This is a genomic window from Paenibacillus amylolyticus (assembly GCF_001570725.1).
In the GTDB taxonomy this organism is placed as follows: Bacteria; Bacillota; Bacilli; order Paenibacillales; family Paenibacillaceae; genus Paenibacillus; species Paenibacillus amylolyticus_A.
The window spans coordinates 958,292-971,107 of the sequence record NZ_BCNV01000001.1; the positions used below are offsets into that span (position 1 = coordinate 958,292).

At 46.0% G+C, this 12,816-nt stretch carries 13 protein-coding genes; 11 read left to right on the plus strand and 2 right to left on the minus strand.

Translation table 11 applies throughout. The features are described 5' to 3' along the window. Window positions 1-481: 481 nt before the first annotated feature. The 3 genes from PAHA3_RS04530 (at window position 482) to PAHA3_RS04540 (ending at window position 3,805) form a co-directional block, all read left to right on the plus strand. Window positions 482-1,783 (plus strand): DNA polymerase IV, encoded by a 1,302-nt coding sequence (locus tag PAHA3_RS04530; RefSeq protein ID WP_062833655.1) that lies wholly within the window; start codon window positions 482-484, stop codon window positions 1,781-1,783. Window positions 1,784-1,900: 117 nt separating this feature from the next. Continuing rightward, entirely contained in the window at window positions 1,901-2,143 is a 243-nt protein-coding gene (locus tag PAHA3_RS04535; RefSeq protein WP_017689369.1) for a ferredoxin, read from the plus strand. 219 nt (window positions 2,144-2,362) lie between these two features. After that, a complete protein-coding gene (locus tag PAHA3_RS04540) occupies window positions 2,363-3,805 on the plus strand; it encodes a L,D-transpeptidase family protein (RefSeq protein WP_062833656.1) in 1,443 nt (480 codons plus the stop codon). Window positions 3,806-3,847: 42 nt separating this feature from the next. Here PAHA3_RS04540 and PAHA3_RS30345 read toward each other — a convergent pair whose 3' ends face one another. Beyond that, window positions 3,848-3,985, minus strand: a complete 138-nt coding sequence (locus PAHA3_RS30345; protein WP_017689367.1) for a hypothetical protein — start codon at window positions 3,983-3,985, stop codon at window positions 3,848-3,850. Between the two features lie 254 nt (window positions 3,986-4,239). On the opposite strand from PAHA3_RS30345, the gene PAHA3_RS04545 reads away from it, so the two are divergent. From PAHA3_RS04545 to PAHA3_RS04555, 3 genes are all read left to right on the plus strand, one after another. Next, complete coding sequence (locus tag PAHA3_RS04545; RefSeq protein WP_062833657.1) at window positions 4,240-5,337, plus strand: quinone-dependent dihydroorotate dehydrogenase; 1,098 nt, start codon at window positions 4,240-4,242, stop codon at window positions 5,335-5,337. A gap of 134 nt (window positions 5,338-5,471) precedes the next feature. After that, entirely contained in the window at window positions 5,472-6,287 is an 816-nt protein-coding gene (locus PAHA3_RS04550) for a GTP pyrophosphokinase (protein WP_062833658.1), read from the plus strand. Further along, complete coding sequence (locus PAHA3_RS04555; RefSeq protein WP_062833659.1) at window positions 6,274-6,756, plus strand: DUF309 domain-containing protein; 483 nt, start codon at window positions 6,274-6,276, stop codon at window positions 6,754-6,756. Before PAHA3_RS04550 ends, PAHA3_RS04555 begins: the two co-directional genes overlap by 14 nt. 131 nt (window positions 6,757-6,887) lie before the next feature. Here PAHA3_RS04555 and PAHA3_RS04560 read toward each other — a convergent pair whose 3' ends face one another. Further along, window positions 6,888-7,436 carry a thioredoxin family protein gene (locus PAHA3_RS04560; protein ID WP_036670155.1) on the minus strand — a complete coding sequence of 183 codons (549 nt, stop codon included), beginning with the start codon at window positions 7,434-7,436 and terminating at the stop codon, window positions 6,888-6,890. A 221-nt stretch (window positions 7,437-7,657) separates the two neighbouring features. On the opposite strand from PAHA3_RS04560, the gene PAHA3_RS04565 reads away from it, so the two are divergent. The 5 genes from PAHA3_RS04565 (at window position 7,658) to PAHA3_RS04585 (ending at window position 12,741) form a co-directional block, all read left to right on the plus strand. After that, window positions 7,658-9,355: an RsmB/NOP family class I SAM-dependent RNA methyltransferase gene (locus tag PAHA3_RS04565; RefSeq protein WP_062833660.1), complete on the plus strand. Its 1,698-nt coding sequence runs from the start codon at window positions 7,658-7,660 to the stop codon at window positions 9,353-9,355. After that, window positions 9,352-10,098 (plus strand): pseudouridine synthase, encoded by a 747-nt coding sequence (locus PAHA3_RS04570; RefSeq protein ID WP_062833661.1) that lies wholly within the window; start codon window positions 9,352-9,354, stop codon window positions 10,096-10,098. The genes PAHA3_RS04565 and PAHA3_RS04570 overlap by 4 nt, the downstream gene beginning before the upstream one ends. A 46-nt stretch (window positions 10,099-10,144) precedes the next feature. Next, window positions 10,145-10,948, plus strand: a complete 804-nt coding sequence (locus PAHA3_RS04575) for a Cof-type HAD-IIB family hydrolase (protein ID WP_062833662.1) — start codon at window positions 10,145-10,147, stop codon at window positions 10,946-10,948. 97 nt (window positions 10,949-11,045) lie between these two features. After that, complete coding sequence (locus PAHA3_RS04580; protein WP_062833663.1) at window positions 11,046-12,086, plus strand: hypothetical protein; 1,041 nt, start codon at window positions 11,046-11,048, stop codon at window positions 12,084-12,086. Between the two features lie 106 nt (window positions 12,087-12,192). Continuing rightward, window positions 12,193-12,741 (plus strand): GNAT family N-acetyltransferase, encoded by a 549-nt coding sequence (locus PAHA3_RS04585; RefSeq protein WP_062833664.1) that lies wholly within the window; start codon window positions 12,193-12,195, stop codon window positions 12,739-12,741. Window positions 12,742-12,816 lie beyond the last annotated feature (75 nt).

The following is a 12,816-nucleotide window of genomic DNA, read 5'->3' on the forward strand; positions in this document are numbered from 1 at the left end:
GGGAAAAGCTGTTAAGTACGTTAGTGGACGAATCCTTCGATTCGGCAACGCTACACTGTGTTAAACTCAATGCGCTGATTTGTCCTAAAGTCGTCAATTTGTATAATTAATTATTATAGCACCATTATAGCCAAATGCTACATAGAATTCGCAGTATCATGTAACAATTAACGGATTTTAGAGAAAAAAGAAGGATGTTAATCATAATCCGGATGTATGTTATAATCTATTATTGAGTTTTAATTGGAATATATGGAAGAAAAGGAGGGTTGATTTTGACTTTTTTATGGGAAAATACAATTATTGCCCTGATCACTCTGGTTCTTTTTGTGAGTGTTGGTTGGCTGATTATTCGATCTTTAATCAATTCTCGCAGAAAATAAAAGCCCGTGACTGAATTTACATAACGGGTTTGATATACTATAGAAGAAAGCGAATTACGTTTCATTAATTAGTGTGCATGAAAGGGCGGGGGTTCATGATGTCTTCAGAGGGCAATCCTCCAGCGAATGTGAATCAATATTACCCTACTGCCGGACGGGTGATTCTGCATGTGGATATGAATGCTTTCTACTGCTCTGTACATGAAGCGGAGGAACCGGATCTATATAAAGGAAAAGCAACAGCCGTTGCGGGCAGCAGTGAACTGCGCAAGGGTGTAATTGTCACCTGCTCATATACCGCCCGTAACCGAGGGATCTCAACAGGTATGGTTGTAAACCAAGCCATGAAGAAGTGCCCTGATCTCATTGTGATTCGTCCTGATTTTCATTTATATCGCAAATATTCAAGAAACTTCATGCAAATTGCGTATAGTTATACCCCTCTACTTGAGGCGACGTCCATTGATGAGTGTTATCTTGATATTACAGGTTCGAGGCAATTCGGAAATCCAATGGAGATTGCGGAGAGCATTCAGCGTAGAATTAAGGATGAGTTGGGGCTTCCTTGTTCCATTGGCATTGCACCCAACAAGTTATTGGCGAAAATGGCTTCAGATCTGAAAAAACCGAACGGTATCTCCATTTTACGGATGAGGGATGTACCTCGGATTCTTTGGCACAGGCCATGTAACGAAATGTTTGGCATTGGTAAAAAGACGGCTGAAAAGCTGAAAAAATTGGGCATTGAAACGATTGGTCAACTGGCCAAATCGGATGAAAACATGTTGACCGAACTATTCGGAGTCAATGGAGCGTGGCTCAAAAATTCTGCGAATGGCATTAACCATTCCGCGGTTCACGCTGAACGGGAAGCCAATAAATCCATTGGGCATACGACTACTTTACCGGCGGATGTATCAGATGTGAATGATATTCATCGGGTTTTCCTTAATATAAGTGACCAGGTAGCCAGAAGATTGCGCAAGCACGAAATGTTTAGCCAGGGTATTCAGATTACGATTCGGACACCGGATATGAAGACGATCACCCGATCACGTTTGATGGAAGTACCAACGGAGGATGCATCGGTCATCTATCGTGAAGCCTGTCAATTATTTGCGAAGCATTGGGGCAGTGGCAAGCCTGTACGTATGCTTGGTGTGACACTCCAAAACCTGATTCCAAGAGAAGAATCCGCTGTGCAGATGGACTTGTTCGAATATGAGCAGAAGCCCAAGAAGGACAATCTGATTCGCATTATGGATCAGTTACGTGATAAATTTGGTGAGAATGCTGTTGTGACCGCAGGCATGCTTGGGGACGATCCTTCCGTGCTGCTTCGCAATCATAAAGTGCGTGGCACTTCCCTGCAAAAAGATAACTTGCAAAGTCTTGATTAAATAAGGGATAATAGAGACTTGTGGTTGGAAAATGATTTGTAATTATTCTTACTTTGTATTAATATGTTTCTAGATAAAAACACTGTACGTTTCGAATTTTAGGAGGAGAGAATGTAAATGAGTAAATATACTTGGGTTGAAAAAGACACATGCATCGCATGTGGCGCTTGTGGAGCAACGGCTCCAGACATCTACGACTACGATGATGAAGGTTTGGCAGAAGTTATCTTTGACGGAGATGCTAACCATGGTGTCAAAGCTATTCCAGACGATTTGTTTGACGATATGCAGGATGCATGTGATGGCTGCCCTACAGATTCCATCAAAGTAGCGGACGAGCCTTTCAATAAAGAAGGCTAATTATTCTCCTATGAACACAGAGCACTTTCTTTTGTCTTAACGACAAGGGAGGGTGCTTTTTTTATGACTCGATTAAACTGTAAACATATGATCTATGATCAAGGACGAACATTGTCGAAAACTCATTTTTTTCACCGGGTACTGAAGTCCTATGGATTTAACGCCTGATTATGCCGATATATAATGATATACGTAAAAGGCGAAATAGTGGAGGATCGGATGCAAAATACTCATCTAAGAACATATGTCAAGAAACATCCCGAAAACAAAATGGCTTGGTACTTGCTTGGAAAGGAGTACTTGGGCGAAGGTCAGGAGGCGAAAGCCAACTATTGTTTCCAGCAAGCGGGCGAGGTTTACGAAGCATTTGAACGTAGTAAAGCTCCAGCTGACATCTGGGTGGACTATCAGGAGAAACTGGTGGAGATGTCTGAGCAAAAGGAGAAAAAACAACGTAGACGCAAAATGTGGCTTACGTTGTTAATGCTGCTTGTGCTGGCAGGTCTGCCACCTGCGGACGCTCCGGGCTTCAGTCGTGAAGCAGCTGACGCACTGTCAGCAGCACTGGAATCCACAGATGACATCGCAGCGCCTGTAGAGGCGGATAAACAGACTGGGACTGCATCCATTGCGCCAAGTAATGTGTTCACCGCTGCGGCATTTGGTGGAGGCAACCATGGCGAGGCTGCGCTCGCAGCTGCCTGGTCCGGATCAGGTCCGAAAGTAGAGACTTCCGCTGTACTGGGTATGCAAACCTCGGATGACTGGTCTTTATGGAAGCGAAATATGCCTGTGAAATACATAGTACAAACCAATACAAGCGGGAAATTAACAGCACAGAGTTATGATGCCAAGCAATGTAACTGTGAACCTCCTGAAGTCACGCCGAAAATCAAAAAGATGGCCTTGGCGTGGACCGCCAAGCAGGAAGCCGCTGCATCATTATCAAGTGCGATCGTTGCCTATCGCAAAAAAAATAACGCTTGGCCCAAGAGTGTAACGCAAATGGCCCAGCCATTTCCGAATAATATTCTGGGAGAAACTGCGCCAGGTATGACCGAGATGTTTCCGAAGCTATTAGCTTTGCATCAAGGAAAGGCACAGGAAGGAAAAAGCGATTCGAGTGGTCAAGAGAATGGTTCAACGACTTCGAATTCGTCTCAAGGCAACAATGCCGCTTTTGCAGATACGCTGGGAGGTCAGCCTTTTTTGCAGGAACCACTTGAGATTGTCATTGATAAGGATAAACACAAACTTGCATTAATCAGTGGGGATACCATTGTTCGTATGTATGATGTGGGACTTGGCGGTGATCGAACACCGGAGGGTTCATTTGTTATTACAGATAAAGTGGTCAATCCGAATGGACGCTCGAACGGGGAGTTCGGAAGCAGAGGTATGCAACTCTCGAATACGAATTATGCCATCCATGGAACCAACGAGCCAGACAGCATCGGACTGGATGAGTCCCTTGGATGTGTGAGAATGCGTACAGGAGATGTAGAAGAGTTATTCGCTCTCGCTCCGCAAGGCACTCCGGTACGCATTGGAGAAGATGTACTGCCAGATCTAACGCTTGTTCCAGAAGCGAAGCAACGTTATCAGCATACGCTTGTTCCTAAGCAGAATAATCCGAACAAAACGTATCACTGGCTGAATTAATCTGCTGGATATGTAGAATCAGATGGAATCAGCCTGAATCATCTACATGTTGGCAATAATGATAAGAGCACCAATGATGATGATCAAGCCGCCTACACTGGCTGCTGTCCATGCAATGGCTTTGCGATTCACTTCTTCTTTCTTTTGCTGTAATGCAGGTGGTTTACGTTTGGGAGCCATGAGTTATTCCTCCTTATTGGAATAGAACTGGTATAGAGTAACCATGCTCTCATTGTAAAGAATTCAACTCGTCATTTCCAGTAGGCGGGTGGATTTCTTGTGAGCATTTTGCATCATTCGATTTGTGCTGTCTATGCGCAAACTACTTTCCTTTTTAATAAGAAACAGATAGACTTGTGTGTAGAGTGTTTTTTTACATATGAAAAGACGGAAAACGGCTTTTTGGCGTACCGGACCAGAACGGAGTGAGTGATTTGTTATACAGAAGTCTTGCTAAACCTTTGTTGTTCAAAATGGACCCTGAACAGGCCCATCATCTGATTATTGGCGGCCTTAGTGGCGTGGGCAGTATCCGTCCGGTTCCTTCCGGGCTGCGTGTGATGTACGGCGTTCGTGAAACGTCTGATCTGGCTGTTGACATGTTTGGGTGTCATTTCCCTACACCTGTCGGTCTGGCTGCGGGTCTGGACAAAAACGGACAGGCTGTAACGGGCTTTTCTTCCATTGGTTTTGGATTCATGGAAGTGGGAACAGTGACGCCACTTGCACAACCAGGTAACGATCAGCCACGGTTGTTCCGTTTACCTCCAGATGAGGCTTTGGTAAACCGGATGGGCTTCAACAATCTCGGTGCGGAAGCCATGGCTGATGAGTTGGCGCGTCTTCAGGATCGTCGCATTCCAGTGGCTGTTAACATCGGCAAGAATAAGGCAACTTCTAATGAAGAAGCTCACCTGGACTATTCGAAGTGCATTCAGGCGCTATACGATTATGCTGACCTGTTTGTAGTTAATATCAGTTCACCAAATACACCGGATTTGCGTAATCTGCAACATGGGAATGAATTGAAGGAACTGCTCGCTGCGGTCATGAACGAGATGAACGTGCAGCATGCACGAGCGGGTGGAGCGATCAAATCCGTGCTGGTGAAAATCGCACCAGATGTGAATGATCAGGAACTTGAATATATGGTTCGCACGATTGCAGACAGTGGTGTTGCAGGCATTATTGCAACGAACACAACCATCAGTCGTGCAGGACTTTCCCACCAACATGCGAAGGAAACGGGTGGTCTGAGCGGTAAACCTTTACGTGACCGTTCAACGGAGATTATTCGCCAGATCTATCGCCAGACCGAAGGAAAACTTCCGATCATTGGTTCAGGGGGCATTTTCACAAGTGAGGATGCATATGAGAAAATTAAAGCCGGAGCAAGCCTGGTCGAAATATACACAGCATTGATCTATGAAGGGCCTGAGGTGAATCGGCGCATTCATGCCGGACTGCGTGAGTTGCTGCGCAAGGACGGTTATGGTCATATCTCCGAAGCGGTTGGTGCGGAGCATCGTTAAGAAGCAATGTGAATCCCCGGAATGAAAATATAGAAGCATGGAAGAGCGTAAAATGGTTCGGGACTCTTCCCCCCATCAAACATCATGTATAATGGAATAGAACAGGGGACGCTATAGAGACAGGAGGCATAAGCATGGACGGTAGAGACTGGGGTACATTTTTACTTCCTTATGAACAAGCGGTAGAGGAATTGAAAGTCAAGTTTAAGACAATGCGAGCGGAGCTGAAGAAACGGGAAGAGTATGCCCCGATTGAATTCGTTACCGGTCGTGTCAAAAAAATATCCAGTATTCTGGAGAAATCCAGACGACTGAATGTGTCGCTTGATGACGTGGAAACAGGCATTGAGGATATTGCAGGTATCCGTATTATGTGCCAGTTCGTAGATGATATCCGTCGGGTTGCCGAGTATATTCGAGGCCGTAAGGATCTCACGGTGTTAATTGAGAAAGATTATATTACGAATTTCAAAGAGAGCGGCTATCGCAGCTTCCATATGATTATTGAATATCCCGTTCAGACGGCTCTGGGACAAAAGATCGTATTGGCCGAGATTCAGATCCGGACGCTTGCCATGAACTTCTGGGCTACCATTGAACATTCTCTAAGTTATAAGTTTCGGGAAAGCTTGCCGGATGACATGCGTGCCAGGCTGAAAAAAACGGCTGAGGCCGCTTTTGTACTGGATAATGAGATGTCTGCGATTCGTCTACAGATTCTGGAGGCACAGAAGGCCTTTGAGGATGATTCCAATATCGTATCAAGAACATTGAATATCATTCATCAACTGTACTTCTACCACCTTGTCAGTGAAGCGATTGAGGCACAGAAGCGTTTTAACGATTACTGGGAACGACATGACATGGAAGGGCTCAAAGACTTGCTGGATGATGTGAAAGAACTTCTGAACAACGCCAGAAAGGGCGAAAATCCGGATGAGCAACTATGAGCCACTATACATTGACTACTTAATCTACTTCAATCGGGATCAGGATTATTTCGAGTGCCATGAGGTGCTGGAAGAATTGTGGCTTGAGCGGAATCGGGATTCTCTCTATAAGGGATTGCTGCAAATTGCTGTTGGTCTGTACCATTTCAGGAATGGCAATCTCCGCGGAGGCATCATGATGTTACAGAGTTCAGTTGATCTTTTGGAACCTTATCCTGATACGACTCTGGGCATTGAGCTTGGGGTTGTGGTACAGGAAGTAAAGGGAATCGTGAAGCAACTGTCTGAGCCCGACGCTCAGTCTGTGACTTATAGGGATTTGTCCATACGTATTGTTGATGAGGCACTGGAACAGGAGATACATGCAAGATCGCTTGAGCTGAAGCCTAATATTCCTCAGCGCCGGAGTCCTACTAGAGGGCGAATATACGAAGAAAAGATGAAGGCGATGAATCAGGGTGAAAGTTGAGTTGTAATCCAACGTTAACATTCAAATGAGCATCCCATGGATGTGAAATTCCATGTATATGAAACACCCCGACGATTCCTGTAAAGGAAAAGGTCGGGGTGTTTTTGAATGTTGCGTCATATTTCTATCCGTTAGCTTGCGGAAGGAGTGGCACTGCCTTTATATTTTTGGAAGAATTGTTTGTAATCATCCAGCGTATAGCCTTGGTCACTGCCATTCTCTTGCAGTCCGCCAACCATACGATCCTTCTCGACACCAGCCTCGTAATACACGAGTGTAGGCGTGAATTCGATGTTGTAATCAGTCCATCCCGCTTCGAATTCGCGCAGATTAAACTGCGGAAGTTCGATACCTTCACTGTCAACCAGTGGCATCAACTGAGGTGTTGTGGCACGGCAGTGTGAGCAGTCGGAAGCGAAGAAATACACAAAGAAGCTATCTTTGTTATCAATTTTGGCTTTGAGATCAGTGGGTACAATAATTTGTTGATAGTTCGGATCACTAAGTAGCTCCCGAGTAGCTGGATTGAGCTTGGAAGCAGCGATGCCATAAGCATTTTCCACCGAATCCATCTGTTTCTTGGATTGCTGGTCTACAACAACCAATGCTGCAATCATAATAATTAAAATACCCAGGAAAATCAGGATCGCAGCACTTTTCTTTTTCTTCTTGGACTTCATTGGACATCCCCCATCGATCATATCGAAATATAGTTTTGGCAAAAATAGAGGTTGGGATAATATGCATAAACACCCGAATTTTTGCTCAGGAATCAATCTACTTGCCATTATACTACATTACACGCTGTAGTGGAATAGATACGATATGATAGGAAAGCAAAGCTTGGATATGATAAAATAAAGCGATAATGCAATCTTACCAAGACAGGATGAGTGGGAATATGGGTGTAAAGCTACCTTCAATATTTGCCGAGCGAATGAAAAGTTTGCTTGGCGATGAGTTTGAACAATTTATGAAATCTTATGAGCAGTCTCCACATGCGGGGCTGAGAGTGAATACGCTGAAGATATCGATGGAACAATTCGATGAGATTGCTCCATTTGATCTAAGATCTATTCCGTGGTGTGAGACAGGGTTCTATGTACCTCATGGTGTTAAACCAGGTTTACACCCTTATTATCATGCAGGCCTTTATTATATACAGGAACCAAGTGCTATGGCTCCAGTTGAATTATTGCAAGTGGAACCTGGGGATCGCGTGCTTGATCTCTGCGCTGCTCCGGGTGGGAAAACGACACAGATTGCAGCAAAGCTGCAAGGCAAGGGCGTGCTTGTCACGAACGATATCCATGCCGAACGCACGAAAGCGCTGGCCAAGAATGTGGAATTGTACGGGGTGCGGAACGCCGTTGTGTTGAATGAGTCGCCCGAGCGGATCGCAAATGCATTTCCTCATTATTTTGACAAAGTATTAATTGATGCGCCTTGTTCAGGTGAAGGCATGTTCCGCAAAGATGAGGACATGGTGAAATCGTGGGAGCATCATTCGGTGGAAAAATGTGTGCTCATGCAGCGGGATATCTTGGAGATTGCGGCACGATTGCTGGCTCCGGGAGGCACAATCGTGTACTCAACATGTACCTTTGCGCCGGAGGAAAATGAAGCAATGATTGCGGAGTTCTTGAATGTAAACCATGATTTCGTTGTCAAAGACATTCCTGAAGAGAACGGATTCGCTCCAGGACGTCCGGAATGGGTACGTCAGATGATGCCAGAGAAGGCAGAAGAGACGGAAGCTGTACTGGATCAAACACGTGGCACCGCAAGATTGTGGCCTCACCTTTTGGAAGGAGAAGGGCATTATGTCGCTGTATTACAGCATCGTGCAGGGCAAGGATTGGAAACAGATCAATCTGGAGTAGTTAAAGAAGGAGCAATGGAGTATGGACAGGTCGTGGATGTGTCCAGGATTGAAGTAGAGGGGAACAAGGATCACTCTATTGCTGCTTCTTCAATTGCTATGACCAAGGCTGATCGTAAAAAGGAACGTTTGTTGCGAATCGAATCCAGAGAGTCCCATGACCGACAGATTGGTGGCGGCAAGAATTCGGGTAGACAGGGCAAAAAAGGTAAAGATTACGGTGGACGTAAATCGGAACGGGGTCAGGGACGCGGAGTTGATGCGGCAAGTATTGATCCGGTTGCGATCTACACTCAGTTTATGAAAGAACAACTGGAGGTTGAATTAGACGGAGAAACGGTATGTTACGGAGACCGGGTATATCAATCATCGGTTGGTGCAGCTCGGTTGGAGGGACTGAAAGTCATTCGTCCAGGCTGGTTTGTGGGTACGATAAAGAATGGCCGATTTGTTCCGTCCCACCCGCTTGCGTGTGCTTTAGATGCATCTGAGGCGCGGCGAAGCGTGAATCTGTCATCCGCTGATGGTGAAGCCGTGAGGTACCTCAAGGGTGAAACGTTGAATATTGAAGAAGAACGAGTGGTGCTCAAGGCGGACGCAGTTGCCAAAGGGTACGTTCTTGTATGTGTAGATGGTTATGCTGCTGGCTGGGGAAAATGGCTGGATGGTGTGCTGAAGAATGAATATCCGGCAGGCTGGAGGTGGACATCGGTATGAGTGGAAAAGGCAAACAAACGCTGCGTCTGGACAAAATATTAAGTCATATGGGTGTGGGAACACGGAGTGAACTCAAAAAGATGGTGAAGCAAGGCAGAATCCATGTGGACGGCAAAGCAGTGAAAGACAGCGGCGTACAGGTGAATCCAGAGGTCAACGTGATCGAGGCTGATGGAGAGCGGATTGTGTATCGGGAGATGATCTATCTGATGCTGCATAAACCTCCAGGTGTCGTGTCTGCTACCGAGGATAACAGAGATAAGACGGTGCTGGATCTGTTGCGGAAAGAAGACCGGGTCTTTAATCCGTTTCCTGTGGGACGACTGGATAAGGATACAGAGGGACTGCTCATTCTCACGAATGATGGTCCACTTGCCCATGATCTGTTATCTCCACGCAAGCATGTGCCCAAAACCTATGAAGCTCGTGTTCTGGGAAACGTGGATGAAGACGATGTACAACGTTTCAAAGATGGTGTACAGCTGGATGATGGGTATGAGACGCTGCCTGCTGAACTGACTATACTTGGTCAGGAAGAAACGGAAGAAGGCACGATCTCGTCGATCTCACTCATTATTCACGAAGGGAAGTTTCACCAGGTAAAACGTATGTTTCAGGCGGTAGGCAAACGAGTGATCTATCTGAAACGCGTTGCCATGGGTGAGCTTGAATTGGCTTCCGATCTTGCGATCGGAAGTTATCGTGAACTAACCGTAGATGAGTTGAGCCTTCTTCGGAAGTAAGGGTTTTGTTGGGTGCGATTACTACAGAGATGAGGATGAAGCTGAAATGACCTATAAATTAATTGCGCTTGATGTAGATGGAACACTGCTGAATGATCATCATGAACTTACTGAATGGACTCAGGAGACCTTGATCCGTGCTTCCCGTCAGGGAGCAGAGATCGTTCTGTGTTCAGGCAGAGGTCCTGCGAACACGATTCCTTTTATGGAGCAGATGGGACTGGATGGATATGTGATTACACATAATGGTGCCGTAACCGCACAGGTGGATACACGAGAGGTGGTTCATCATTTTGCATTAGATGGACAAGGACTGGAACCGATCATCGATTACTGCCGGACTAATGGCGTGCATTTTGATATCAATACGGCTTTTGGTCTGTATGTGGATCAACCGGAAGGTTTGGGGTTGCAGGTGCGTGAGATGTACTACAACTTTTTGGCGGAGCCACTGAAGCTACCCAAGTGGGTTGACATGACAGAACCACTGGCCAAATTCACTGCATTTGGTCCGATTGAACAGATGGATGCAGTACTGCAGGAGTGGTCTACCTGGAATCTGCCTTATTATATGACACGGAGTGGTGACTTTTTTATTGATCTGATGCATCCCGAAGCGTCCAAAGGCGCTGCCCTCAAACGGCTTGCCGAATCCAAAGGAATCTTGCCTTCGGAGATCATGGCGATTGGCAACTATTTCAATGACATTACGATGTTGACCTTTGCTGGTAAAGGCATCGCCATGGATAACTCACCGGATGAGGTGAAAGCTGCTGCCGATGAGGTGACACTCTCCAATAACGAGCAGGGTGTGGCACACGCGATCCAAAAATATGTGTTATCCGTCTAACTTTACATCTTAAATTTGAAATGCATACCTCCCTCATAATCTACCGTCCTCAGGGGCATCCTAAGAGAATAACGTTAGGAATGGAGGAGGACAGGTAATGAAACATGATGTGGAATTGGTTACTGACCTGCGTACATCAGGTGGAGAAGTACAAGATGTGATGGTCAATGGTCAATATGCAGGCTCACTGTTCCTTGTATATAGAGAAGGAGATCGCTTATCTGGTAGTCTACAGATCGAGCAGGAGTCTCTGCCAGATGATACAGAACAACGTATCGTGGAGAAAGTGCATGCCTATGTCCGTTCTCTTGCAGATGCGTTGGAAGCTGCATATTATGAAGTGTTGGTCAGTTGTGGCTCACTACATTCGGTTCTGCACAAGCCTGAGTCAGAGACCGCATGGTCGTCCGAAGACATGGTTCATGACGAGGAACGTTATGACGATATAGACAGCAGTGATGTTAAGGTAATCCCTGGTTCACAAGCCGAATCGTTTACATATGAAGATCGGGATCATGTTCTGGAGATGGAAATGGTAAGTGCCGGACGCAGCATATCAACGTATATTTTCAATGATGCCGATGGGCAGGAACTTGCGGAAGCTTCCTTAAAACAATATGGCGCCGATGCGCAAGGTGAAATACACTGGTATGACGAGCCTGAAGAAAATCAATTGGAAGCCGCGGCAGAGTTGCTGGTCAGAGAGCTAGATGAGGATATCATTGATACGATAACGATCCGCATGTGGCATCAGGGCAACGAACTCGAGGCGTTAGAGTGGATACATCGCGATTTCTCCGAGGAGTTTGAGGATACGAATGAATCGGATCTGGATGAGTTGGAGGCTGCCGAAGAAGCAAGTTATGTCATGCTGAAACGTAAGGATCGGGAGTTCCGTGTATATGAGCTGTTTCTTCAGGAGCGTGGTGGATTGCCTGTGGGAACAGCAACCATAGACACTTCTCAATCCGATCTTACGGGATACATCGATTATGAGGTTCCTGGAACGAGCATACAGCGAAAGAGCCTGGTCGAAGTGCTAATGCAGGAGTTGGACAAGGAAATGGAGTTTGATACGCTGCACCTTACGATGTTATATCGAAATCAGATTATTGATGAAGCCAGAATAGATGGGTAAAAGGCAGTCGCCTTTTACCTTTTTTTGTTTTCATTTTGACGAAAAATTCATTTCCCGGTATAGTACCATTAGTTTAATAGAGATCAGGAAGTGGAGGAGGACAATCATGCACTCATTCAGGATTAGTAGCGAATATATTAACGATGGTTTTCAAGCCGTTCAGGCGAAGCCTGAGGATACGGAGGATGTGATCTCACTGCTGGTGGAGACAGCCGAATGGCTACAGAGTCAAGGCTCTTCTCAGTGGAACGGCTTGCTTAAAGGAGAAGATTCACATGATACGGCAGGGGCAATTCGACGTGGGGACGTGTTTGTTTTCAAAAAAGGTGCGGACGTAGCGGGCATGGTCATTCTCATGGTTCAGCCCAGCCCGTGGGATGTTCATCTCTGGGGTTCAAAAGCTCACGCTGAGGATGGCGCAATCTATCTGCATCGGCTGGCGATTCGAAGAAAATATGCTCAGGGCGGTCTGGGACGATCGATATTGCAATGGTCTAGTAGCGGCATACAGTTCGAAGGTAAACATACGGTCCGCTTGGACTGCGGAGCGAGCAACGCGACGTTGAACGCCTTTTATGCGCGGAACGGTTATACTTTTTTGGGGGAGACCGATGGTTTTAGCACATATGAGAAGCCAGTGGAGTTGCTGAACTAAAATGCTGGCTATGGCTATCCGATGATTACGTTGCAGTCAACCCTGAGATTGACGGAGGGATTGCGGCTTTTGCTT